Raw genomic sequence first — 23268 nt, forward strand, 5'->3', positions numbered from 1 at the left:
CTCCCGGCACGAGACCTGGCATCGGACATCTCACGCGGCGTGGGTCGGCGGGTGCGCCAGGGCGCCCGGGGCAGCAGGAGGCGCCTGGCCGACGTCAACGACCAGGACTGCCGGATCACGACGGCGATCGGGCACCTGCCCTACTCGGCCGCCGACCCTGCGCTGGCTGCGCTGAGCCGCTCCGCCGACCACAGCAAGCTCTGGTTCGCGGTGGCTGCGGCGCTCGCCGCCGGCACCCGCCACACCCGCCGGGGCGCGTTGCGCGGCGTGCTGGCGATCGCGGGCGCGAGCCTGTTGGCCAACGGCGTCCTCAAGCCCCTGGTCCCCCGCCGGCGCCCGGCGGCCGAGTTGCTGCCGACCTTCCGCTCCCTGGACTACCCGCCGACCTCGTCCTCGTTCCCCTCGGGCCACGCGGCCTCCGCCGCCGCGTTCGCGACCGCCGTGGCGATGGAGAGCCCGAAGGCCGCGACCTGGGTCGCGCCGTTGGCGGCGACCGTGGCCTACTCCCGCATCCACGTCGGGGTGCACTGGACCAGCGACGTCGCCGCCGGTGTCGCCCTCGGCGCGGGTGCCGCGCTGGCGACCAGGCGCTGGCTGCCCGTCCGCGACATCGACGAGGCCGCCGCCCGCCCCGTCGCCGGCGCCCCGGTCCTGCCCGAGGGCGAGGGCCTGGTGATGCTGGTGAACAGTCGCTCGGGCAGGGCGGGCGTCGACCCCTACGAGGAGCTCGTCGCGGCGCTGCCCAAGGCCCGGGTGCTGCGCCTCGAGGACGGCGCCGACCTCGTCGAGACGCTCGTCGACGCCGCTCGCGAGCCCGGGACCCGCGCGGTCGGCATCGCCGGCGGCGACGGCTCGGTGGCCGCGGCGGCCCGCGTCGCCGAGGACCTCGACCTGCCGCTCGCCCTGGTTCCGGCCGGGACGCTGAACCACTTCGGTCGCGACGTCGGGGTCTACGACACGCAGGAGGCGATCGACGCGACCGGCGCGGGCGAGGCCGTCGCGGTCGACCTCGGAGAGCTGCGGGTGCACGCCGACGTCGAGGGCCGCCAGGAGCCCCAGCGCATCGTCTTCGTCAACACCTCCGCGTTCGGCGGCTATCCGGAGATGGTCCGCCTCCGGGAGAAGTGGCAGCCGCGATGGGGCAAATGGCCCTCGGCCGTGGCCGCCCTGCTCGTGACGCTCGCGCGCAGCCGGCCCATCCGGGTCCGCCTCAACGGGGTCGAGCGGTCGGTGTGGATGCTGTTCGTCGGCAACGGGCCCTACGTGCCGACCGGGATGGTGCCGTCGTACCGGCCCCGGCTCGACACCGGCGTGCTGGAGGTCCGTTACCTGCGCGCGGACCGGCCATTGGCCCGGGTGCGGGCGTTCGTCGCGCTCGCCACCGGCGTGCTCGGGCACAACAGGATCTACCAGGAGAGCGCCATGCGATCACTGGACATCGAGCTGCTCGACGGTCCCGTCGACGTCGCCGCCGACGGGGAGGTCGTGGGCCGCGGCCGCCGCCTGCGCTACCGGGTCGCCGACCACCCGGTGCCGGTCTACCGCCGCGACGAGTCGCTGTGGCCGCACCGGGCCACGGCGCGCTGACCCCGTGCGCGATTCCCGGTACGGCTCCCCACGCGCTCATGCGTCGGCCGGCCCGCGCTGGATGCGCCGGCTCGACCGCACCGCGGACCGCGGGGTGCTCTGGGCCGTCGTGGCCGGCGGCCTGTTCGCGTCCGGACGCGGGCCGCGCCGGCGCTCCGGGGTGCGGGGCGTGATGGCTGCTGCCGCGACCTCGGCGATCGCTCACGCCCTCGCGAAACCCCTGCTGCCCCGCGCGCGCCCGTGGGGCCGGCGCTTCCCGTCGGCGCACGCCGCCTCGTCCTCGGCCTTCGTCACCGCCGCGGTCATGGAGTCGCCGCTGATCGGCGCCGTGTTGGCCCCGGTCACGGTCGGCGTCTCGACGGCCCGGGTCGTGCTCGGGGAACGCACGGTGGAGGACGTCCTCGCCGGCGCCGCCCTCGGGATCGGGGTGGCGCTGCTGACGCGGCGCTGGTGGCCGGTGGTCCGCCACGCCCCCGCACGCGCCCGTCCGGCCGGCGGGGCGCCCGCCCTCGGGGACGGCGCCGGGCTCGTCGTGGTCGCCAACACGTCGGCCGGCACGCCGGGGCCGCTGGAGACGATCGGGCAGATCGTGGCCCCGGTCATCGGCGTTCCCGACGAGCGGGAGGACGACGAGGCGCCCGCCCCGCCGTCGGTGATCCACGACGTGCTCCCTCGGGCCCAGGTGATCGTCCCCGAACCGGGGGTGGACTTCGTCGAGGAGGTCGAGGCCGCCCTCGACCGCCCGACCCCCGAGGGGGCCCCGCCCCAGGCGGTCGGCGTCGCCGGCGGGGACGGCTCGGTGGCCGCGCTCGCGGGCCTGGCGCAGCGGCGGCGCGTGCCGCTGATGGTGCTGCCCGAGGGCACGCTCAACCACTTCGCCCGCGACGTCGGCATCGACGACACGGCCACGGCGCTGGCCGCGGCGCGCGACGGCGACGCCGTGCTCGTGGACGTCGGGGTGGTCGACATCGGGGCCGGCGAGGACGACCGCGCGGTCGCGTTCGTCAACACCGCGAGCCTCGGCGGATACCCCGACATGGTGAAGCTCCGCGAGAGCTGGGAGGGCCGCTGGGGCAAGTGGCCGGCCGCCGCGTTCGCGCTGGTCCGGGTGCTGGCGGAGGCGACGCCGCTCGTCGTGGAGCTCGACGGCAAGCGCCGCACCATCTGGCTGCTCTTCGTCGGCAACGGCGGCTACGAGCCCCGGGGCATGGCGCCGCTGTTCCGGCCGCGTCTGGACGCCCGCAAGCTCGACGTGCGCTACCTGCGCGCCGACGTGCCGTTCTCGCGCACCCGCTTCGTCGTGTCGGTGGCGGCCGGGACCCTGTCGCGCAGCCGGGTGTACGTGGCCCACTCGCGGACGCGCCTCACGGTGCGCGTCATCGGGAAGCCGGTCGGGCTCGCGACCGACGGCGAGGTGCAGCCCGACGCCGACCGCTTCGTCTTCCGGATCGCGCCGGGCGCGATCCCGGTGTACCGGCCACCGGACGACGGGCACCTCACGCCACCCCGGCACACACCCGCCTGACCGGGTGTGCGTGCGGGTCAGCTCCCGCGGGCCCTGGCCAGGGTGGCGGCGGTCTGGTCGAAGGCCCGGATCGTGGCGGTCTCGGCGGCGGAGCGCCAGAGGAAGCGCCGTTCGTAGGGCCGGGCGTCGTGGAGGGGCACGTAGACGACGTCGGGGCGCGCGTAGTAGCTGGTGAACTGGGTCGACACGGGATAGACCCCGACACCGGCGCCGACGAGGGCGAGCATCTCCTGGACCGTGTCGAACGACGGTCCTCGTTCGACGGGCCGGCCGTCGGGTGCGTGCGCGGGGACGAGCGCTCGGTCCCAGTAGGGCGGGATCGCCTGCGGTGTGCGGAGGATCGTGGTGCCGGCGAGGTCGACGAGCGACACCGACGGGCGACGCGCGTACGGGTGCCGGGCCGACACGGCCAGCAGCTGGTCCTCCTCGGCCAGGACGAGGCCGGCGGTGAGGTCCGCCTGGCGAGCGCCGTCGGTCGGCCGGGTGCCGAGCATCATGTCGATCTCGTCGTTCCGGAGGGGGCCGAGGCTGCTCCTGCCGAACTGGAACTCGTGGGACGAGACCTCGCAGCCGGGATGCTCGGCGCGGAACGCCTCGGCCACCTCGACGACGAACTGGCCGGAGGCGGCACCGATGAACCCGACCCGCAGTGCCCCGCAGACGTCGCGGGCAGCGCTCATCGCGTGGTCGACGGCGTCATGGATGTGCTGGGAGGCGACTCGCAACTCGTCGCCGAGGCGGCGACCGATCGGGGTCGGCGTGACCCGGCGGCTGGTGCGCTCGAACAAGGGCGCGCCGATACGCCGTTCCAGCTTCTTGATCGTCTGGCTGACGCGGGAGGTCGACACGTGCAGCCGTCCCGCCGCCCGGCCGAAGTGCAGCTCGTCGGCGAGGGTCAAGAAGATCTCGATATCCCGCTGTTCCACCGTCCCGTGACCCGCTCCGCGTGTTCGTGAACCTCTCGGTGAACGATCCTTCCGCATCCCGCGCTTGTTCAGCCACCTCCCCCGGACCGATCGTGGCCACAGCCAGAGCCGACCGCGACGGTGAACGGGGCCCAGCATGATCGAGACCACGCATCGGTCCGTCCTGCTGCTGGCCACCGTCGCGACGGGACTCATGGCCGGGTTCTTCTACGCCTGGGACGTCTCGGTCGTGCCCGGTCTGACCGGCCTCGACGACCGCGCGTTCATCGGCGTCTTCCAGGTCTTGGACCGGGCGATCATGACCAGCCCCCTGTTCATGGTCACGTTCGTCGGTGCGCTGGTGCTCACAGGCCTCGCGGCGGTCCTCCTCCACCGGCGAGGCGGCGGTCGCACGGCGCTGCGCTGGGTCGCCGTGGCCTTCGTCGCCTACCTGGCGACCGTGGTCATCACCGTGGCCCACCACGAGCCGCTCAACGCCGTCATCAGGTTCGCCGGCGACCCCCACCGCATCACGGACCCGGCGGCGGTGCGAGCCGCCTTCGACGAGGCCCGCTGGAGAGCCTGGAACATCGTGCGGACCATCGCCACCACCGCCGCCTTCGGATGCCTGGCCTGCGCCCTCGTCCGGCACGGACTCGCCGATCACCGTCGTGAGCGATGAGGAGACCATGGAGATGACCATCGAGAACGCACCCGAACCCGCGATCACCGATCGGGAGAGCTTCGAGGCCGACCTCGCGGAGCTCCGGCTCCGGGAGAAGGCGCACACCCGAGCCGGCGACGCGATCGCCGCGGCCCGACGGCGGCTACCGGTGGTCGAAGTCGAGGCCGGCACACCACTGGCCGGGCCCGACGGTCCGGTCCGGCTGATCGACACCTTCGAGGGTCGGCAGCAGCTCATCGCGTACTACTTCATGTGGTACGCGGGCCGTCCCGCGGCCGAGCAGTGCGAAGGGTGCACCTGGAACAACACCCAGGTCGACGAACTGTCCTACGTCCACTCCCGGGACATCACCTACGCGGTGTTCTGCCAGGGCCCCTACGACGAGAGCATCCGCTACCACGACTTCATGGGCTGGACGATGCCCTGGTACTCCGCGCAGCAGTCCCTCGCGACCCTCCTGGTCGGGCGGAGGATCGGCGCGATGCATGTCGTCTGCTACCTGCGACGCGGCGACCGCGTCTTCGAGACCTACTGGACGACCCGCCGCGGCGTCGAGGCGGTCGACGTCAACTATCGCCTCATGGACCTCACCGTCTACGGACGACAGGAACCGTGGGAGGACTCGCCGGAAGGATGGCCGCAGTCCCACGTCGAGGACACCAGAACCGACGGACGCCCCACCGCGCAGTGGTCACGCATCCACGCCGGCCGGTCGGACGACCTGCGTCCCGGGCCGTGAACCGAGACTAGGCGTGGGGGTCGGCTCCGCCCGCACCCGAGACCTCGTCGCCGGCGCCGGTGTCCTCGGCGGGGGCGCCGTCGCCGCTCGTCTCCGCGGCGGGCAGCAGCGCGGCCAGGGCGGCGCCGGTGACGCGGCGGAAGGCGCGACGGGGGCGGCGACTGCGGTCGAGCACCGCCACCTCGAGGGCGTCGACGCCCAGCGTGCGGTCCTCGGAGCCGGAGGTGCCCGAGCCCGACGCGCTGCCGTTCGCGGACTGCAGGGCGTCGACCGCGATGCGCAGGGCGCCGGCCATGTCCAGCTCGGCGTCGTACGACGAGCGCAGGGCCGCGCTGATCGGCTCGGTGGTGCCGCCCATGACCACGAACCGGGGCTCGTCGGAGATGGAGCCGTCGTAGGTGATGCGGAACAGCTTGTCGCGGTCCGGCGTCTCGCCGACCTCGGCGACGCACAGCTCGACCTCGAAGGGCTTCTGCTGCTCGATGAAGCTCGCACCGAGGATCTGGGCGTAGGCGTTGGCGAGCGAGCGCCCCGAGACGTCGCGGCGGTCGTAGGAATAGCCCCGGACGTCGGCGAACCGGATGCCGGCGGTGCGCAGGTTCTCGAACTCGTTGTAGCGCCCGACCGCGGCGAACCCGAGCGCGTCGTAGATCTCCGAGACCTTGCGCAGGGAGTTCGACCGGTTCTCCGCCACGAACAGCACGCCGCCCGAGAACGTCAGGACGACGACGCTGCGGCCCCGCGCGATGCCCTTGCGCGCGAGGTCCGAGCGGTCGCGCATCAGCTGGTCGACCGACGCGTAGAACGGCATCGTCATGGCGGGGAGCGCTCCTGAGTCTGGTGGGTCTACGGATTCTTCGCGCGGGGAGCGTCAGCCGCCGGGACGCTCGCGACGTCCGGCGATGACGGCGTCGGCGACGGTGCCGACCTCCTCGTCGCCCAGCATCGTCGCGCCCTCGGCGTCGATCGTCACGACGATCGGGTTGATGCCGCGGATGGTGTCGGGGCCGCCGGTGGCCGTGTCGTCGTCGGCGGCGTCGTAGAGCGCCTCGACGAGCACGCGCACGACGTCGTCGCGGGAGCCCTGCGGGTCGTGGCGCTTCTTCAGCGACGACTTCGCGAACAGCGAGCCGGAGCCGACGCCCGCGTAGTCGGTCTCCTCGTTGCGGCTGCCGACGACGTCGTAGGACACGATGCGCCCGGCGCGCGCCGGGTCGGCTGCGTCGACGTCGAAGCCGACGAACAACGGCACGAACGACAGCCCCTGCATGGCGGCGCCGAGGTTGCCGCGCACCATGCCGGCGAGCTTGTTCGCCTTGCCGTCGAAGGTGAGCGGGACGCCCTCGATCTTCTCGTAGTGCTGCAGCTCGACGGTGAACAGCCGGACCGTCTCCACGGCCATCCCCGCCGTGCCCGCGATCCCGGCCGCCGACCAGTCGTCGGTGACGTAGACCTTCTGCATGTCGCGCGAGGAGATGAGATTGCCCATCGTCGCGCGCCGGTCACCGGCGATCGCGACGCCCCCGGCGAAGGTCGCGGCCACGATCGTCGTGCCGTGCACGGTCCCCGCCCGATGATCGGTGCCGGCCTGCTCCGCGGTCACCGTCCGGGCACCCGCCCCGGGCAGAAGGTCGGGCCGGACCTCCCGCAGGAAGTCGACGAACGAGGCCGTCCCGGCGGAGAAGTAGGCCGGGGGCAGGGCCGACGAGGGCTCCATCGGTGGGGCGCTCCTGAGGTCTGTGCGGTCGGTGTGCGGTCGGTGTGCGATCGGGGATGTCGGGGAATGGACCACCGCCCCCGCGGCCCGGGTGCTGTTCTGACCCGGGCGGCGGGGGCGGCGTGGTGTCTCTAGGCCGTACGGAGTACCTGACTCCGCCGGGAGGTTACTGGCCGCCCTTCTGGACGTACGCGCGGACGAAGTCCTCCGCGTTCTCCTCGAGCACGTCGTCGATCTCGTCGAGGATCGTGTCGACGTCCTCGCCGAGCTTCTCGCGGCGTTCCTGGCCGGCAGCAGTGCTGTCCTCGCTGCCCTCGCCGTCGTCGCCCCCGCCCTGCCGCTGGGTCTGTTCCTGCGCCATGGCTGCCTCCCGGGGTCTTTCCTCACATCGGGGTACTGCGCCTCGAACCCTACAGATCGCGGGCGACATCTGCCCGTGACGCCGCGCTCCATCAGCCCCGTGTCAGTGCCTCGACCAGCGCCGTGGCGTCCGCGGAGTTGTCGATGAGCTCGCCGACGTGCTTGCGGGTGCCGCGCAGGGGCTCGAGGGTCGGGATGCGCACCAGCGACTCGCGGCCCAGGTCGAAGATGACCGAGTCCCACGACGCGGCGGCCACCTCGCCGGGGTAGCGCTCCAGGCAGCGGCCGCGGAAGTAGGCGCGGGTGTCCTCGGGAGGGTGGGTGACCGCGGAGCGGACCTCCTCCTCGGTGACCAGGCGCTTGATGGAGCCCCGGGTCACGAGACGGTTGTAGAGACCCTTGGCCTGGCGCACGTCGGCGTACTGCAGGTCGATGAGGTGCAGCTTCGGCGAGTCCCAGGGCAGGTTGTCGCGCTGCTGGTAGTTCTGCAGCAGGTTGAGCTTGGCCACCCAGTCGAGACGGTCGGCGCAGCGCAGCGGGTCGGTGCCGAGGTCGTCGAGCACCTGCTGCCAGGTCTCGAGCACCTCCCGGGTCATCGGGTCGATCTCGCCGTCGCCCGCGGTCTCCTCGTGCTTCCAGGCCCGTTCGAGGTAGGCGAGCTGGATGTCCAGGGCGGTCATCTTCCGCCCGTCGGAGAGGTCGACGACGGTCTTCAGCGTCGGGTCGTGGCTGATGCGGTGCACCGAGCGCACCGGCTCGAGCAGGCGCAGGTCGTCGAAGCGGACGCCGGCCTCGATCATCGAGAGGACGAGCGCCGTGGTGCCGACCTTGAGGAACGTCGAGTACTCGGCGAGGGTCGCGTCGCCGATGATGACGTGCAGGCGCCGGTACTTGTCGGCGTCGGCGTGTGGCTCGTCGCGGGTGTTGATGATGCCGCGCTTGAGCGTGGTCTCCAGGCCGACCTCGACCTCGATGTAGTCCGCTCGTTGCGAGAGCTGGAAGCCCGGCTCGTCGCCCGACGGCCCGAGGCCCACCCGGCCCGCGCCGCACACGACCTGCCGCGACGCGAAGAACGGCGTGAGCCCGGTGATGATCGTCGGGAACGGGGTCTGGCGGGCGCAGAGGTAGTTCTCGTGGGAGCCGTAGCTCGCGCCCTTGTTGTCGATGTTGTTCTTGTAGAGCTGGATGCGCGGGGTGCCCGGGACGGTCGCGGCGCGCTCGGCGGCGTCCTCCATGACCCGCTCGCCCGCCTTGTCCCAGACGACCGCGTCGCGCGGGGTGGTCACCTCGGGTGCGGAGAACTCCGGATGGGCGTGGTCGACGTAGAGGCGCGCGCCGTTGGTGAGGATGACGTTGGCGGCGCCGAGGTCGTCGAGGTCGCCCGTGTCCGGCGGCGGGCCGGCGCTCGGGCCGAGGTCGAAGCCGCGGGCGTCGCGCAGCGGGGACTCGACCTCGTAGTCCCAGCGGGCGCGCCGGGCGCGCGGGACCTCGGCGGCCGCTGCGTACGCCAGGACGATCTGCGTCGACGTGATCACCGGGTTCGCGGCCGGGTCGCCGGGGACGGAGATGCCGTACTCGATCTCGGTGCCCATGATGCGGCTCGCGGTCATGCCACGACCCTAATTGCGCTGGGCGTCCTGGGCCCTGTCCGGTCCGTCATGTCGGGCTCTCCCTCTCGGCGTGCTCCCCCGATGTCGTCGTCTCGCTGCGCTCGCCGCGCCACAGCAGGCCGAAGACCACGGCGCCGAGCAGGACCGCGGTCGCCATGGTGGCGGCCATGGGCACGGCCGAACGGCTCCCGGCGAGCCCCACCAGCGGGGCGGTCCCCGCACCGACGAGGAACTGCGAGGCGCCCAGCAGCGCCGACGCGCTTCCGGCGTGGTCGGGGTGGTCGGCGAGCGCCAGGGTCGTGGCGCAGGGCAGCACGAAGCCCACACCGACGACGGTGAGCACGAGCCCGCTCAGCAGGCCCACCAGGCCCGCGTCGAGCAGCGTCGAGACCAGCAGCCCGCCGGTGCCGACGAGCGCGACGCCGAGCCCGGTGACGAGCAGGCGCTCCGGGCGCACCCGCCCCGACCCTACGAGACGCCCCGCGACCTGCACCGACGCCACGATCGCCACCGAGTTGGCCGCGAACACCCCGGAGAACGCCTGCGGCGAGAGGCCGTAGAGGTCCTGGAGCACGAACGTCGACCCGGAGATGTAGGCGAACATCGCCGAGAACACGAGCCCGGCGGACAGCACGCACGCCATCACCCGGCGGTCGGTCAGCAGCACCCGGAACGACGCCAGCGTGGCCACGGCGCTGCCCGAGCGCCGGCGCGAGCGCGGCAGCGACTCGCGGACCAGCCCGAGCACGGCGAGCCCGGTGAGTGCTCCGTAGACCGCCAGCACGACGAACACCCCGCGCCAGCTCGTCACGCGCAGCAGCTGCCCACCCAGGACCGGCGCGACGATCGGGGCCACGCCGGAGACCAGCATGAGCGTCGCGAACGCCCGCGCCGACGTCGTCCGGTCGCTCGTGTCGCGGACCACCGCGCGGGCCACGACGATCCCGACCGCCCCGAGCAGCCCCTGGGCCAGGCGCAGCACGACGAGCACCTCGACGGTCGGCGCCACCGCGCAGAGCACCGACACCACCGCGAACCCGGCCGCCCCGAGCAGCATCGGGCGGCGCCGGCCCAGGACATCCGACAGCGGCCCGGCGACGAGCTGGCCCAGCGCGAGGCCGACGAGGCACGCGGTGAGCGAGAGCTGGGTGACCGACGGCGTGGTGGCGAGGTCGGCGGTCAGCGCCGGCAGCGCGGGCAGGTAGGTGTCCAGCGACAGCGGGGCGGCCGCGGTGAGCGCGCCCAGCACGACCAGACGTGCGCGACGACCCGTTACGGGGTCGGCTCGTCCTCCGGCCCGTTCTCCGCTGTCAGCCATCGCAGGAGATGGTCGTGCACGTCCGGGTCGTTCAGCAGATGGAAGTGGTGTGACGACGTCAACGGTTCGACGTCGGTGATCGCGCCGCCCGCCGAGTCGACGGGCACGAGCAGGTCGCCGAGGGCGTTGGCGAGCGGGTGCTGCGGCGAGCTCGTGACGCAGGCGGCGACCGCGTGGTGCGAGGCGTGCGCGAGCAGCGGGACCTCGGTGTCGGACACCCCGGCGACCAGGTCGCGGATGCCGGCCGAGCGGCGGTCCAGGAACTCGCCCCAGGTCCCCACCACGCGGTCCAGCTTCCCGGTCGGCGTGCTCCCCGTGCTGCTCCGCGTCCAGGAGGCCGACCACTGCGACAGCTGCGAGGCCAGCTGGTCGACCCGGTGGGCCAGCGGTGCCCCGCGGTGGGGAGAGCCGAGGTAGACCATCCGCCGCACGGCGCCGACCCACGGCTGGCCGGTCTGCACCGCGTGGTGGCAGGCGTGGCGCAGCACCAGCCCACCCATGGAGTGCCCGACGAGGTCGAGGCGCTCGACGTCCGCGGGCCAGCGGTGCCACAGGTCCGTGAGCAGCAGCGACAGCGCCGCGCCGTTGTCCGCGATGCGCTGCCCGCTGTTGTAGCGCAGCAGCAGCGGCGTCGCCCCGGTCGCCGACGCCACGCGCTCGGCGTAGCCCTCCCCCGCGCTGGCCTCGCCGTAGAGACGCCAGGCGTGCTCGGTCTCGCCGAGACCGTGGACGAACAGCACGAGGCGCTGCAGGTCTCGCTCGGGGTGGTCGGCGACGACCGCGTGCAGGGCCTCGGGGTCGCCGGGCAGTTCGGCGTGCTCGTCCTCGGTGTCCCCGATGGTCGACGTGTACAGCGTCATCGGGACCGCGAGGTCGTTGTCGAGGGCCACCATGTGGTCGCCCACGAGCCCGTTCACCGCCCCGGTGAGCACCGCGCCCGCGGGCGTGCCGGTGATGGGCCGCCAGTCTCCGGGACGGGCGAGCGCGGCCGCTGCCCCGATCCCCCGCCCCGCCACCTGCGAGATGCCGCGGACGGCGGCGTACACGCTCGAGGTGATGCCGTCGTGCACCACCTGGACCGGCGTCGACGCGGGGCCGAGACCGACCCGGCGCAGCGCGCCGAACACGGTGCCCGCGATCGCCTCGTGGGTGCCCTGGACCGGGCGGGAGACGATGTCGACGGCCTCCGACGCGACACCGGCCGCCCCGCGGACCTCGTTGCGGTCCTGGCGGGACGGCCGGTGTGGCTGGTCGTTCATGACGACACGGTACCTGTGGTACCTGGTGTCAGAGGTACTGGCCGGTGTTCGACGCGGTGTCGATCTCCTTGCCCTGGGTCGCGCCCTTGCCGGTGACGAGCGTGCGGATGTAGACGATCCGCTCGCCCTTCTTGCCCGAGATCCGGGCCCAGTCGTCGGGGTTGGTCGTGTTGGGCAGGTCCTCGGACTCGGCGAACTCGTCGACGACCGCGTCCAGCAGGTGCTGCACCCGCAGACCCGGCTGCGAGCTCTCCAGCTGGGACTTGATGGCCGACTTCTTCGCGCGCCCGACGATGTTCTCGATGACGGCTCCGGAGTTGAAGTCCTTGAAGTACAGGACCTCCTTGTCCCCGTTGGCGTAGGTGACCTCGAGGAACCGGTTGTCGTCGGTCTCGGCGTACATCCGCTCGACGACCCGCTCGATCATGCCGTCGAGACACGCCGCACGGTTGCCGCCGAACTCCTCGATGTCGTCCTCGTGCAGAGGCAGACCGTCGATGAGGTACTTCGAGAAGATGTCCTGCGCCGCCTCGGCGTCCGGACGCTCGATCTTGATCTTCACGTCGAGCCGGCCCGGTCGCAGGATCGCGGGGTCGATCATGTCCTCGCGGTTGGACGCGCCGATCACGATGACGTTCTCGAGCCCCTCGACGCCGTCGATCTCGCTCAGGAGCTGCGGGACGATCGTCGTCTCCACGTCGCTCGAGACACCGGAGCCACGGGTCCGGAAGATCGAGTCCATCTCGTCGAAGAACACGATCACCGGGGTGCCCTCGGACGCCTTCTCCCGCGCCCGCTGGAAGATCATCCGGATGTGCCGCTCGGTCTCGCCGACGAACTTGTTGAGCAGCTCCGGGCCCTTGATGTTGAGGAAGTGCGCCTTGACGTCGCGGCTGTCCTCGCCGCGGGTCTCGGCGACCTTCTTCGCCAGCGAGTTGGCGACGGCCTTCGCGATGAGCGTCTTGCCGCAGCCGGGCGGGCCGTAGAGCAGCACGCCCTTGGGCGGGCGCAGCTGGTAGGTCCGGAACAGGTCCGCGTGCAGGAACGGCAGCTCCACCGCGTCGCGGATGGAGTCGATCTGCCGGGTGAGCCCGCCGATGTCGGTGTACGCGACGTCGGGGACCTCCTCGAGGACGAGCTCCTCGACCTCGGCCTTCGGCACCTTCTCGTAGGCGTAGCCGACGCGGGTGTCGACCATCAGCGAGTCGCCGGGCTTGAGCTCCGGCGCGTCGTCGAGGAGTAGCGAGTCCGCGAGGTGGATCACCCGCTCCTCGTCGGCGTTCCCGATGATCAGGGCGCGGTTGCGGGTGCCGTCCTCGTCGACGAGGACCTCGCGCAGGGCCACGACCTCGCCCACGCGCTCGTAGGTGCCGGCCTCGACGACCGTGAGCGCCTCGTTGAGCCGCAGGGTCTGCCCGCGGGTCAGCTCGGCGACCTCGACCGCCGGCGACACGGCGACACGCATCCGACGCCCGGAGGTGAACACGTCGACGGTGGAGTCCTCGAAGCCCTCGAGGAACACGCCGTAGCTCGACGGGGGCTGCGCGAGCCGGTCGACCTCCTCGCGGAGCGCGACGAGCTGGGCCCGCGCCTCCTTGAGGGTCTCCGTGAGCTTGTCGTTCCGCTCGGTCAGTTGCGAGACGCGCTGCTGTGCCTCGCCGAGGCGCTGTTCGAGGATGCGCGCATGCCGAGGGGATTCGGTCAACTTGCGACGCAACAGCGCGACCTCGTCCTCGAGGAAGCGCACCTGTGCTGCCATGTCCGCCGAGCCACGGTCATGTCGTTCGCCGCGGTCCCGGCCGCTGTCTGCCCTGTCGGATCGGCCCCTGGGGTCGTCGTCATTCGTCACGGCGCCCTCCTCCGCTACTCCGTGCCGCAAACCGTACCCGCGAATCGAGGTGTCCGTGGAGTAGCGTCCCGGTGACGGACTTCTCACGCAGACCCCTTGCGCGAGGTCACCCAGGGTGATTCCTCCAGCACCGAGCAGCACCGGTGCTCACGCTGGGTCAGCCCCGACTGGGCCGCCGCTGCACGCGCGGCGGCGTCACGCCGTCGGCCAGGCGCCGAGCGGTCAGCAGGAACGCGGTGTGGGCGATCATGCGGTGCTCGGGGCGCACCGCGAGCCCGACCGCGTGCCAGGGCCGGACGATCGTCTCCCAGGCCTGCGGCTCGGTCCAGCACGCCTGCTCGCGCAGCGCCTCCGTCAGCGTGGAGAGCTGCGTCGTCGTCGCCACGTAGCCGACCAGCACGCCGCCCGGCACGAGGGTGTCGCGCACGACGGGCAGCACGTCCCACGGCGCGAGCATGTCCAGCACGACGCGGTCGGCGGTCTCGCCGGGGTCGTGGTCGGCGAGGTCGCCGACCCGCAGGTCCCAGTTCTCGGGGCGCTCGCCGTAGAAGCGCTCGACGTTCTGCACCGCGTGCTCGGCGTGGTCGGCGCGGATCTCGTAGGAGCGCACGTGACCCTCGGGGCCGACCGCGCGCAGCAGGCTGCACGTCAGCGCGCCCGAGCCCGCGCCGGCCTCGAGCACCCGCGCGCCCGGGAACACGTCGCCCCACATGAGGATCTGCGCCGCGTCCTTCGGGTAGATCACCTGCGCGCCGCGGGGCATGGCGAGCACGTAGTCGGGCAGCAGGGGGCGCAGCGCGAGGTACGGGGTGTTGGCCGCGGAGTGCACGACGCTGCCCTCGGGGGCGCCGATGAGCTTGTCGTGGTCGATCGCCCCGCGGTGGGTGTGATAGCTCTGCCCGCGCTCGAGCACGAGGCTGAAGTGCCGGCCCTTGGGGTCGGTGAGCTGCACCCGGTCGCCAGGGCGGAACGGGCCGCTGCGCACGGGCCCGCGCTGCTCGTCGGGTTCCTCGCTGTGCACGGCGGACCACCCTAGGGACCGGCGTCGCCGTGTCGGCGAGGGGCACGGTGCGCGGCCCGCAGCGCCGGTCGCGCAGGGACCGGCGGTGTCGGTGCGCTGATCTAGCCTCGCGGACATGAGCACGGAGGTCGGGGTCGAGGCGCCGCGCGCGCCCGCGCTCTCGCCGTCCCGCGCCGTCGACTTCCGCCGGTGCGCGCTGCTCTACCGGTTCCGCGCGGTCGACCGCCTGCCCGAGACGCCGTCGCCCGGCGCGTTGCGGGGCACGGTGGTACACGCCGTGCTCGAGCGCCTGCACGCCCTCGACCCCGCGTCACGCCGACCCGACGCGGCGCGGGCCCTCGCGCAGGACGTCCTCGACGAGCTGGGCTCCGACGAGCGCGCGGTGCTCGGCGAGGAGCCCGGGATCGACGGTCTGCTCGCCCGCTACTTCGCGCTCGAGGATCCGCGGGCGGTGGTGTCGGAGGCCCGCGAGCTGGGCGTGGAGGCGGAGCTGGAGGACGGCACGCCGCTGCGCGGCTACCTCGACCGGCTCGACACCGGCGCGGACGGGCTCACGGTCGTCGACTACAAGAGCGGGCGCTCGCCCTCGCTGCGCGCCGAGGGGCCGATGATGTTCGGTGTCCGCTTCTACGCGCTGCTGCTCGCCCGCCGCCGCGGCGTGGTCCCGACGCTGCGGCTGCTGCACCTCGCCGACACCACGACGCTGACCCTGCGGCCCCGCGCCGACGAGCTCGAGAGGTTCGCCGGGGTGCTCGGCGCCGTCTGGGCCGCGATCCGCCGCGCGGCACCCACCGGCGACTTCCGCCCGAACCCCGGCCCCGGGTGCACCTTCTGCGCCTTCAAGCCGCTCTGCCCGGCCTGGGACGGCACGCCGCCGCCGTACCCCGGGTGGCCGGGCGACGCAGTCACGCCCCTCCCCCGCCCCCGGACCAGCGACTCCGGGTGATCCCTCAGCAGCCCGGCGGCGCGCCGCCGGTGCCGTCGGGGAAGGGCAGCGCGCACGACACCCGGCGAGGCGAGCCGAGCGGCCCGCCGCCGGGGGTCTCCGGCCCGTTGTTCGTGACCACCGCCAGCGAGCTCACCAGCCGAACCATCTGCGGTGAGTCGATGTTCGGGAGCTCGGGCTCCGCGCCCGCCTGGGCGTTGATGGCGTTGGTGTCCGACCCGCCGGTCTCGTCGACGACGTAGGCGCCGTGGTCGCGGAAGGCCTCGGCGATCTTGCGGACGTCCTTCTCGGTGATCCAGCTCAGGTCGGCGTCGGGCCGGATCGCGAGCAGCGTGCCCATGTTGACGTCGGGGTTCGAGCCCCGGTACTGGTCGCGGAACGCGGCGTCGGCCTTCGTCGCCGGCCAGCGGAAGCCGTCGTGGGCCGTGCTGCAGCTGAGCTGACAGTTGAGGTTGATCTTGAGGGCGTGCCGCAGCGGATCCGGCGAGGTCATCTCGCCGACGCGGATGGTGCCACCGATGCCGGAGAGGTTCGACCCGCCGTGGCATCCCAGCCGGCCGTCGCCGCGCAGCGAGACCGCGGGGTAGGTGTAGTTCCACGACGGGGTGCCCCCGGGGGCGAGCTCGAGCGGCTGGCCGGCGACGACGGTCTCGTCGTCGGGAGTGTCGGCGAGGAACGTCGAGCAGTTGTTGTACGACCCGTCCGCGGACAGCCGCGGGTCGACGTGGACCCGGGGCGAGCCGTTGTCCGAGTCGAGGTCGCGGACCGGGGCGGCCGGGTCGACGGTGATGTTCTCGATGTCGAGGTAGACGTCCCGCGCCTGCGTGCTGAACGGCGTGTACTGCGCGGACCCCGCCAGCGGCAGGTTCCAGACCGAGTCCCAGGCGAAGGGATGAGCGCGGAGATCGCGGGACGGCCCCCGATAGGGTTGCGGTCCCGTGGCGGTCGGGGTGCGCGTCGCGACCACCACGCCCGCGACGGCCACCGCCGCGATCAGCACCGCCAGCAGGACACGGCTCCTCGATCCCGTCATCGAACTCCCGTCCCCCCGGGTGAGGACTCGACCCTAACCGCCGCGATCACGGCCGTCCGGCGTACCCGCCCCGCCCAGGAGAGGCATGACCACGAACGTCACCGAGCCGTTCTTCCGCCTCCTGCCGCCGGCGGAGAGCGGCGACGACACCCTGCGCGTGCTCGCGACCGGCTCGACCGCCGGACCCTGGTTCCCGGACGCCCAGCACATGGGCCCGCCGAGCGCGCTGCTGGTCCGCGCGCTCGAGCGGTGCGCGCCGCGCGAGGAGCTGCTGCTCTCGCGGGTCACCGTCGAGGTGCTCGGCAAGGTGCCGATGGGCGAGCTGACCGTGCACGCCCGGGTCGAGCGGCCCGGACGCACGATCGAGCTCGTCGTCGCGGAGATCGCCGCGGCGGGCCGGTCGGTCGCGCGGGCGACCGGGTGGCGCCTGGCGGTCACCGACACGCGTGCGGCGGCCACCGACCCCGGGCCGGCGATGCCGGGTCCGGAGGAGGGCCGTGTGGTCCCGGCCCCGGAGGGCTGGCTGCCCGGCTACCTCGACGCCGTGGACTGGCGGTGGCTGCGGGGTCACCTCGGCGAGTCCGGGCCCGGGCGGGCGTGGGGGCGCCTGCGCGCGCCGGTGGTCGAGGGCGAGGAGCCGACGCCGTGGCAGTGCCTCGCGGCCGTCGCCGACTCCACCAACGGCGCCGCGGCCCGCCTGGACCTCAACGACTGGCTGTTCGTCAACACCGACCTGACCCTGCACGTCCACCGCGCCCCACGCGGCGCCTGGGTCGGGCTCGACGCCGACAGCGTCATCGGTCCCGAGGGGCTGGGCACGGCGTTCGCGGTCGTGCACGACGAGCACGGCCCCGTGGGCCGGGCCGCGCAGGCCCTCACGGTGCGCCCCCGTTAGGCGTCAGTGCCCGTTCGCGGAGCCGATCGCGCGGCAGGACTGCAGCGACGAGGTGACGATGCCGGTGGCGCCCAGCTCGGCGAGCTCGTCCATGATGTCGTTGACCCGCTTGCGCTCGACCATCGAGCGGACGGCGACGAACTTGTCGTTCGACAGCGGCGCGACGGTCGGCGACTCGATGCCCGGCGTCAGCTCGACGGCACGCTCGAGAAGGTCGGTCGGGCAGTCGTAGTCGAGCATCACGTAGCGGCGGGCGTAGACGACGCCGCGCAGCCGCTCGACGAAGCGGGACTTCTCGCGCTCGGTGTCGGGGGCGTCGGGCACCTGGTCGAACTTCGCGTTGCGGTCGATGATGACCGCCTGCGACTCGGTGATCGGGTCCCCGAGGGTCACCAGGCCGTGCTGGGCCAGGGTCCGCCCGGAGCTCACGACGTCGGCGATGGCGTCGGCGACGCCGAGCTCGATCGAGATCTCGACCGCGCCGTCGAGGCGGATGACGTCCTTGGCCGCGATCCGCTGCTGCGCGAGGTTCGCCCGCACGAGCCGGGGGTACGAGGTGGCGATCCGCTTGCCCGCCAGGTCCTGGATGCTCCACTCGTTGCGCAGGGGCGCGGCGTAGCGGAACTTGGAGTGCCCGAAGCCGAGCTGGAGCAGCTGCTTCACCGAGGCGCTGGACTCCTCGGTGAGGTCGTGCCCGGTGATCCCGAGGTGCAGCTGGCCCTCGGAGACGTAGGTCGCGATGTCCTTCGGACGCAGGTAGAAGAACGTGACCGAGTTGGCCTCGTCGTGCAGGCTCAGGTCGCGGCTGTCCGTCCGTTGCCGGTAGCCGGCGTCGCGCAGCATCGTCGACGCCTCCTCGGCCAGGGATCCCTTGTTGGGAACGGCGACGCGGAGCATGGGTCCTTCTCCTCCCGACACCCGCAGGTGTCGAACTACAGGTGCTTGTAGACCTCGGTGAGGGTGAGCCCGCGACCGAGCATGATGACCTGGACGCGGTAGAGCAGCTGGGAGATCTCCTCGGCCAGCTTGTCGTCGGTCTCGTACTCGGCCGCGATCCACACCTCGCCGGCCTCCTCGAGCACCTTCTTGCCCTGGGCGTGGACCCCGGCTTCCAGAGCTGCCACGGTCCCCGACCCCTCCGGTCGGTCCCGGGCCTTGACGGTCAGCTCGTCGAAGAGCTCGTCGAACGTCTTCACGTCGAGCCATCGTCGCACGTCGCCGAAACTGGTCGCACACCACGGGATGTCCCCACTGTCCCGGCTCCTCCCGCTCGCCACCGTCCCGCTGCGCCCTCCGGGCTCCGCGACGCGCCGAACGGACGGTCGGGCGCCGGGACACGCCCACGAGCGGGTCCCGTATCCCCCGTTCGCTCACGGCTCGCCCTCCGCTCGGCCACGGCCGTCACGCGCTCAGTGCACGTCGGCTCGCGTCCGGTGGTCCCGCCGCGCGGCGGCCCCGGAGCCCAGCGCCGCGCGGAGCTCGTCCACCGTGGTCCCGACGAGGCTCTCGCGCAGCACCCGGCGCTCCCCGGGCGGCACGGCCACCTCCGAGGGGACCACGAGGACGGTGGCGCCGGCCGCGACCGCGGACCGGGTCCCGGTCGGCGAGTCCTCCACCGCCACGCACGCCGTGACGTCGACGCCGAGCAGCTCGGCGGCCCGCCGGTAGGGCGCCGGGTCCGGCTTGGTCGCCGGCACCTCGTCGCCGCACACCGTGACGTCGAAGAACCCGCGCCCGACGGTGTCGAGCGCGACGTCGGTCAGCTCTCGGTAGGTGCTCGTCACCAGCGCGGTCGGCACACCCGACGCCCGGACCGCCGCCAGCGCCTCCGGGGCACCCGGGCGCCACAGGAGGTCGTGGGCGAACAGGACCTTGGTGCGCTCGATCAGCCACCGGCCGTCGGCCTCGACGCCGTCCTCGTCACCCGGGTCGAGGCCGACCTCGGCGCGCACCGTCGACACCGAGTGCCGCAGCGACGAGCCCACGAGATCCTCGCGGGTCGCCGGGGTCAGCGTGCCGCCGAGGTGGGCGGCGAGGTCGGCCAGGGACACGTCCCAGAGCCGCTCGGAGTCGACGAGCGTGCCGTCCATGTCCCACAGGACAGCCTGCAGCTCGGTCATCGCCCCGGGAGGAGATCAGGCATTGAAGTACTTCGCCTCCGGGTGGTGCACGACGAGCGCGTCCGTCGACTGCTCGGGATGCAGCTGGTCCTCCTCGGAGAGCTCGACACCGATGCGGCTCGGGTCGAGCAGGTCCACGATCTTCGCGCGGTCCTCGACGTCCGGGCAGGCGCCGTACCCCAGCGAGAAGCGGGCGCCGCGGTAGCCGAGCTTGAAGTACTCTCCGACGTCCGCCGGATCCTGGTCGGCCATCGTCGAGCCGTCGGCGAACGTCAGCTCCTCGCGGACGCGGCGGTGCCAGTACTCGGCCAGCGCCTCGGTGAGCTGCACGCCGAGGCCGTGGACCTCGAGGTAGTCGCGGTAGGAGTTGTCCGCGAACAGCTTGTTGGCGAAGTCCGCGATGGGCTGGCCCATCGTCACGAGGTTCATCGGCATGACGTCGACGCCGCCGAGCTCGCGGGCCTCGTCGCGGGTGCGGAAGAAATCCGCGAGGCACAGGCGCCGGTCGCGCTTCTGGCGCGGGAAGGCGAAGCGGTGCAGCTCGCCCGCGTCCGGCTTGGCCTCGTCGAGCACCACGACCTCCTGGCCCTCGGAGATCACCGGGAAGTACCCGGTGACGAGAGCGGCGTGGCTGGTGATGCCCTCGGCCTGCAGCCGGTCGAGCCAGTAGCGCAGGCGCGGGCGGCCCTCGGTCTCGACGAGCTCGTCGTACGAGGGGCCCTCGTCACCCTTCTGGCCGCGCAGGCCCCACTGCCCGAAGAAGGTGGCGCGCTCGTCGAGCAGGGCGGCGAAGTCCTGCAGCCGCAGGCCGCGGACCACGCGGGTGCCCCAGAACGGCGGCGCCGGGACCTCGATGCGTCGCGCGACATCGGAGATCGCGGTCGGGTCGAACGCGGGGTTCTCCTCGCCGGCCTCGGCCTCGCGCTTGGCCTTGATGCGCTCGGAGCGCTCGCGGCGCTCCTTGCGCTCGGCCATCTTCTCCTTCTCCTCGTCCGAGGGCCCCTCCCCGGTCATGACCGAGTCCATGAGCTTGAGGCCCTCGAACGCGTCCTTCGCGTACCGGACGTCGCCCTGGTACAGCTCGCCGAGGTCGTTCTCGACGTACGAGCGGGTCAGCGCGGCGCCGCCGAGGAGCACCGGGTACTTGTCGGCGACACCCCGGTCGTTCATCTCCTGCAGGTTGTCCTTCATGACCACGGTGGACTTCACCAGCAGCCCGGACATCCCGATCGCGTCGACGGAGTTCTCGTCCGCGGCCTCGAGGATGGCGTTGATCGGCTGCTTGATGCCGATGTTCACCACGTCGTAGCCGTTGTTGGACAGGATGATGTCGACGAGGTTCTTGCCGATGTCGTGGACGTCGCCCTTGACCGTCGCCAGCAGGATCTTGCCCTTGCCGGAGTTGTCGGTCGCCTCCATGTGCGGCTCGAGGTGGGCCACGGCGGCCTTCATGACCTCGGCGGAGGCGAGCACGAACGGCAGCTGCATCTTGCCCGCGCCGAAGAGGTCGCCGACGACCTTCATGCCACCGAGCAGGTCGGTGTTGATGATCTCCAGCGGGTCCTTCTCCTGCATGCCGGCGTCGAGGTCGGCCTCGAGGCCGTTGCGGTCGCCGTCGATGATCCGTTGCGCGAGGCGCTCGAACAGCGGCATCGCCGCGAGCTTCTCGGCGCGCTCGTCCTTGGCCGACTGCGCCGACACGCCCTCGAAGAGGTTCATGAAGTGCTGCAGCGGGTCGCGGGACTCGCGGCGGTCGTAGACGAGGTCGAGCGCGGCCTCGCGCTGCTCGGAGTCGATCTGCGAGAACGGCAGGATCTTCGCGGAGTTGAGGATCGCGGTGTCGAGACCCGCCTCGGTGCACTCGTTGAGGAACACCGAGTTGAGCACCTGACGCGCGGCCGGGTTGAGGCCGAAGGAGATGTTCGACAGGCCCAGCGTGGTCTGGACCTGCGGGTAGCGCTCCTTGAGCTGCTTGATCGCGTTGATCGTCTCGATGCCGTCCTTGCGGACCTCCTCCTGGCCGGTGGAGATCGGGAAGGTCAGGCAGTCGATGATGATGTCCTCGACCCGCATGCCCCAGTTCTCGACCAGGTCGGAGATGAGCCGGAACGCCACGCGGGTCTTCCACTCCGCGGTACGGGCCTGGCCCTCCTCGTCGATGCAGAGGCCGACGACCGCGGCGCCGTGCTCCTTGGCGAGCCGCATGATCTTCTGGAACCGCGAGTCCGGCCCGTCGCCGTCCTCGTAGTTCACCGAGTTGATCGCCGAGCGCCCGCCGAGCTGCTCCAGGCCGGCCTCGAGCACCTCGGGCTCGGTGGAGTCGAGCACCACCGGCAGCGTCGAGGCCGTCGAGACGTCGTGGGCGAGGCGGTCCATGTCGGCGACGCCGTCACGCCCGACGTAGTCGATGCACAGGTCCATCCAGTGCGCGCCCTCGCGGGTCTGCGCCTTGGCGATGTCGACGCAGCGCTCGTAGTCCTCCTCGACCATCGCCTCGCGGAAGGCCTTGGAGCCGTTGGCGTTGGAGCGCTCGCCGATCATCAGCAGGCCGGTCTCCTGCCGGAACGGCACGGAGTGGTACATCGAGGAGATGCCCGGCTCGGGCTGCGGGTCGCGCTCGAGCGGCGTGAGGTCGCGGCACTTCTCGGCCAGCGCGCGCACGTGGTCGTTCGTGGTGCCGCAGCAGCCGCCGACGAGCTGGAGGCCGTAGTCGGTGATGAACGAGGCGCAGTAGTCGGCGAGCTCGTCGGGCCCCAGGGGGTACTCGGGGCCGTTCGGGCCGAGCTCGGGCAGGCCGGCGTTGGGCATGACGCTGACCGGGATCCGCGACTGCCGCGAGAGGGCGCGCAGGTGCTCGCTCATCTCGGCGGGGCCGGTGGCGCAGTTGAGGCCGATGCCGTCGATGCCCAGCGGCTCGAGCGCGGTGAGCGCCGCGGTGATCTCCGAGCCGACCAGCATCGTGCCGGTGAGCTCGACGGTGACGTGGCAGATCACCGGGACGCGCTTGCCGTACTGGTCCATCGCCCGGTAGGCGCCGAGGATGGCGGCCTTGGACTGGAGCAGGTCCTGACAGGTCTCGACGAGGATCGCGTCGGCGCCGCCCTCGAGCTGGCCGAGCACCGACTCGATGTACGCGTCACGCAGCTGCGCGTAGGGCGCGTGGCCGAGGGTCGGCAGCTTGGTGCCGGGGCCGTTGGAGCCGAAGACGAAGCGCGGGTGATCGGGCGTGGCGTACTCGTCGGCGGCCTGGCGGGCGATCTTGGTGCCCTCGAGGGCGAGCTCGCGGATCCGGTCGGGGATGTCGTACTCGTTGAGGTTCGGCCAGTTCGTGCCGAACGTGTTCGTCTCGATGATGTCGCTGCCGGCCTCGAGGTGGCCCTGGTGCACGGCCAGCACGGCGTCCGGACGCGAGACGTTGAGGATCTCGTTGCAGCCCTCGAGCTGCTGGAAGTCGTCGAGCGAGAGGTCCTGGTCCTGGAGTGCGGTTCCCATGGCACCATCACCGATGAGTACTCGGGAATGCAGAGCGGACAGGAATGCAGACTCACTCGAAGTAGTCATCACACGATCGTAACGTGATCGAGGAGCAGTGCCAGGCGCACTGCGAGCCTCGTCACGAGTCGTAGGCTGTTCGCGTGTCCGTGCCCGACGACCGCCCCGACGAGCCCGTCCCGACCCCGGAGACCACTCCGGATCCCA

Annotated in this window: 20 protein-coding genes; 6 read left to right on the top strand and 14 right to left on the bottom strand. The window is 72.4% G+C overall.

Annotation, left to right across the window (positions count from 1 at the left end; all coding sequences use genetic code 11):
- Window positions 1–84: 84 nt before the first annotated feature.
- Both AC2A1K_RS06495 and AC2A1K_RS06500 read left to right on the top strand, forming a co-directional pair.
- Complete coding sequence (locus tag AC2A1K_RS06495) at window positions 85–1587, top strand: bifunctional phosphatase PAP2/diacylglycerol kinase family protein (RefSeq protein ID WP_483895851.1); 1503 nt, start codon at window positions 85–87, stop codon at window positions 1585–1587.
- Window positions 1588–1591: 4 nt separating this feature from the next.
- A complete protein-coding gene (locus AC2A1K_RS06500) occupies window positions 1592–3112 on the top strand; it encodes a diacylglycerol kinase family protein (RefSeq protein WP_483895508.1) in 1521 nt (506 codons plus the stop codon).
- A gap of 17 nt (window positions 3113–3129) precedes the next feature.
- On the opposite strand, the gene AC2A1K_RS06505 is transcribed toward AC2A1K_RS06500, so the two are convergent.
- On the bottom strand, window positions 3130–4038 hold the full coding sequence (locus AC2A1K_RS06505; RefSeq protein ID WP_483895509.1) for a LysR family transcriptional regulator: 909 nt from the start codon (window positions 4036–4038) through the stop codon (window positions 3130–3132).
- Window positions 4039–4174: 136 nt separating this feature from the next.
- Here AC2A1K_RS06505 and AC2A1K_RS06510 point away from each other — a divergent pair, with 136 nt between their 5' ends.
- Both AC2A1K_RS06510 and AC2A1K_RS06515 read left to right on the top strand, forming a co-directional pair.
- Window positions 4175–4699 carry an anthrone oxygenase family protein gene (locus AC2A1K_RS06510; RefSeq protein WP_483895510.1) on the top strand — a complete coding sequence of 175 codons (525 nt, stop codon included), beginning with the start codon at window positions 4175–4177 and terminating at the stop codon, window positions 4697–4699.
- Window positions 4689–5441 carry a DUF899 family protein gene (locus AC2A1K_RS06515; RefSeq protein ID WP_483895511.1) on the top strand — a complete coding sequence of 251 codons (753 nt, stop codon included), beginning with the start codon at window positions 4689–4691 and terminating at the stop codon, window positions 5439–5441. The genes AC2A1K_RS06510 and AC2A1K_RS06515 overlap by 11 nt, the downstream gene beginning before the upstream one ends.
- A gap of 7 nt (window positions 5442–5448) precedes the next feature.
- Here the strand turns inward: AC2A1K_RS06515 and prcA are convergent, their stop codons facing one another.
- From prcA to AC2A1K_RS06555, 8 genes are all read right to left on the bottom strand, one after another.
- Entirely contained in the window at window positions 5449–6258 is an 810-nt protein-coding gene (gene prcA, locus AC2A1K_RS06520; protein WP_483895512.1) for a proteasome subunit alpha, read from the bottom strand.
- A 54-nt stretch (window positions 6259–6312) separates the two neighbouring features.
- On the bottom strand, window positions 6313–7158 hold the full coding sequence (gene prcB, locus AC2A1K_RS06525) for a proteasome subunit beta (RefSeq protein ID WP_483895513.1): 846 nt from the start codon (window positions 7156–7158) through the stop codon (window positions 6313–6315).
- Between the two features lie 166 nt (window positions 7159–7324).
- The gene (locus tag AC2A1K_RS06530) at window positions 7325–7519 is read right to left on the bottom strand and encodes a ubiquitin-like protein Pup (RefSeq protein WP_337698589.1); all 195 of its coding nucleotides are present in this window, start codon (window positions 7517–7519) and stop codon (window positions 7325–7327) included.
- A 91-nt stretch (window positions 7520–7610) separates the two neighbouring features.
- On the bottom strand, window positions 7611–9128 hold the full coding sequence (gene dop, locus AC2A1K_RS06535) for a depupylase/deamidase Dop (RefSeq protein WP_483895514.1): 1518 nt from the start codon (window positions 9126–9128) through the stop codon (window positions 7611–7613).
- Between the two features lie 46 nt (window positions 9129–9174).
- On the bottom strand, window positions 9175–10446 hold the full coding sequence (locus AC2A1K_RS06540) for a multidrug effflux MFS transporter (protein ID WP_483895515.1): 1272 nt from the start codon (window positions 10444–10446) through the stop codon (window positions 9175–9177).
- Window positions 10401–11705, bottom strand: a complete 1305-nt coding sequence (locus tag AC2A1K_RS06545) for an esterase/lipase family protein (RefSeq protein WP_483895516.1) — start codon at window positions 11703–11705, stop codon at window positions 10401–10403. The genes AC2A1K_RS06540 and AC2A1K_RS06545 overlap by 46 nt, the downstream gene beginning before the upstream one ends.
- A gap of 28 nt (window positions 11706–11733) precedes the next feature.
- Complete coding sequence (gene arc, locus AC2A1K_RS06550) at window positions 11734–13554, bottom strand: proteasome ATPase (RefSeq protein ID WP_483895517.1); 1821 nt, start codon at window positions 13552–13554, stop codon at window positions 11734–11736.
- A 157-nt stretch (window positions 13555–13711) separates the two neighbouring features.
- On the bottom strand, window positions 13712–14539 hold the full coding sequence (locus AC2A1K_RS06555) for a tRNA (adenine-N1)-methyltransferase (protein WP_483895852.1): 828 nt from the start codon (window positions 14537–14539) through the stop codon (window positions 13712–13714).
- Between the two features lie 151 nt (window positions 14540–14690).
- Here AC2A1K_RS06555 and AC2A1K_RS06560 point away from each other — a divergent pair, with 151 nt between their 5' ends.
- Window positions 14691–15521: a RecB family exonuclease gene (locus AC2A1K_RS06560; protein WP_483895518.1), complete on the top strand. Its 831-nt coding sequence runs from the start codon at window positions 14691–14693 to the stop codon at window positions 15519–15521.
- A gap of 4 nt (window positions 15522–15525) precedes the next feature.
- Here the strand turns inward: AC2A1K_RS06560 and AC2A1K_RS06565 are convergent, their stop codons facing one another.
- A complete protein-coding gene (locus tag AC2A1K_RS06565) occupies window positions 15526–16554 on the bottom strand; it encodes a hypothetical protein (RefSeq protein ID WP_483895519.1) in 1029 nt (342 codons plus the stop codon).
- Window positions 16555–16639: 85 nt separating this feature from the next.
- Between AC2A1K_RS06565 and AC2A1K_RS06570 the strand changes: the two genes are divergently transcribed.
- On the top strand, window positions 16640–17449 hold the full coding sequence (locus tag AC2A1K_RS06570) for a thioesterase family protein (protein WP_483895520.1): 810 nt from the start codon (window positions 16640–16642) through the stop codon (window positions 17447–17449).
- 3 nt (window positions 17450–17452) lie between these two features.
- Here AC2A1K_RS06570 and hisG read toward each other — a convergent pair whose 3' ends face one another.
- From hisG to metH, 4 genes are all read right to left on the bottom strand, one after another.
- On the bottom strand, window positions 17453–18346 hold the full coding sequence (gene hisG / locus AC2A1K_RS06575) for an ATP phosphoribosyltransferase (protein WP_483895521.1): 894 nt from the start codon (window positions 18344–18346) through the stop codon (window positions 17453–17455).
- Between the two features lie 35 nt (window positions 18347–18381).
- On the bottom strand, window positions 18382–18645 hold the full coding sequence (locus AC2A1K_RS06580) for a phosphoribosyl-ATP diphosphatase (protein WP_483895522.1): 264 nt from the start codon (window positions 18643–18645) through the stop codon (window positions 18382–18384).
- 213 nt (window positions 18646–18858) lie between these two features.
- A complete protein-coding gene (locus AC2A1K_RS06585; RefSeq protein WP_483895523.1) occupies window positions 18859–19569 on the bottom strand; it encodes an HAD family hydrolase in 711 nt (236 codons plus the stop codon).
- A gap of 15 nt (window positions 19570–19584) precedes the next feature.
- Window positions 19585–23130 (bottom strand): methionine synthase, encoded by a 3546-nt coding sequence (gene metH, locus AC2A1K_RS06590; protein WP_483895524.1) that lies wholly within the window; start codon window positions 23128–23130, stop codon window positions 19585–19587.
- Window positions 23131–23268 lie beyond the last annotated feature (138 nt).

The sequence above is a fragment of the Actinomycetospora sp. 2LY8.5 genome (assembly GCF_057180585.1).

Excerpts from the sequence above, each read along its gene's own strand:
- AC2A1K_RS06510 (WP_483895510.1), top strand. The coding sequence starts at position 4,175 with ATGATCGAGACCACGCATCGGTCCGTCCTGCTGCTGGCCACCGTCGCG.
- prcA (WP_483895512.1), bottom strand. The coding sequence starts at position 6,258 with ATGACGATGCCGTTCTACGCGTCGGTCGACCAGCTGATGCGCGACCGC.
- prcB (WP_483895513.1), bottom strand. The coding sequence starts at position 7,158 with ATGGAGCCCTCGTCGGCCCTGCCCCCGGCCTACTTCTCCGCCGGGACG.
- AC2A1K_RS06530 (WP_337698589.1), bottom strand. The coding sequence starts at position 7,519 with ATGGCGCAGGAACAGACCCAGCGGCAGGGCGGGGGCGACGACGGCGAG.
- dop (WP_483895514.1), bottom strand. The coding sequence starts at position 9,128 with ATGACCGCGAGCCGCATCATGGGCACCGAGATCGAGTACGGCATCTCC.
- AC2A1K_RS06540 (WP_483895515.1), bottom strand. The coding sequence starts at position 10,446 with ATGGCTGACAGCGGAGAACGGGCCGGAGGACGAGCCGACCCCGTAACG.
- AC2A1K_RS06545 (WP_483895516.1), bottom strand. The coding sequence starts at position 11,705 with ATGAACGACCAGCCACACCGGCCGTCCCGCCAGGACCGCAACGAGGTC.
- AC2A1K_RS06560 (WP_483895518.1), top strand. The coding sequence starts at position 14,691 with ATGAGCACGGAGGTCGGGGTCGAGGCGCCGCGCGCGCCCGCGCTCTCG.
- AC2A1K_RS06565 (WP_483895519.1), bottom strand. The coding sequence starts at position 16,554 with ATGACGGGATCGAGGAGCCGTGTCCTGCTGGCGGTGCTGATCGCGGCG.
- AC2A1K_RS06570 (WP_483895520.1), top strand. The coding sequence starts at position 16,640 with ATGACCACGAACGTCACCGAGCCGTTCTTCCGCCTCCTGCCGCCGGCG.
- hisG (WP_483895521.1), bottom strand. The coding sequence starts at position 18,346 with ATGCTCCGCGTCGCCGTTCCCAACAAGGGATCCCTGGCCGAGGAGGCG.
- AC2A1K_RS06585 (WP_483895523.1), bottom strand. The coding sequence starts at position 19,569 with ATGACCGAGCTGCAGGCTGTCCTGTGGGACATGGACGGCACGCTCGTC.
- metH (WP_483895524.1), bottom strand. The coding sequence starts at position 23,130 with ATGACTACTTCGAGTGAGTCTGCATTCCTGTCCGCTCTGCATTCCCGA.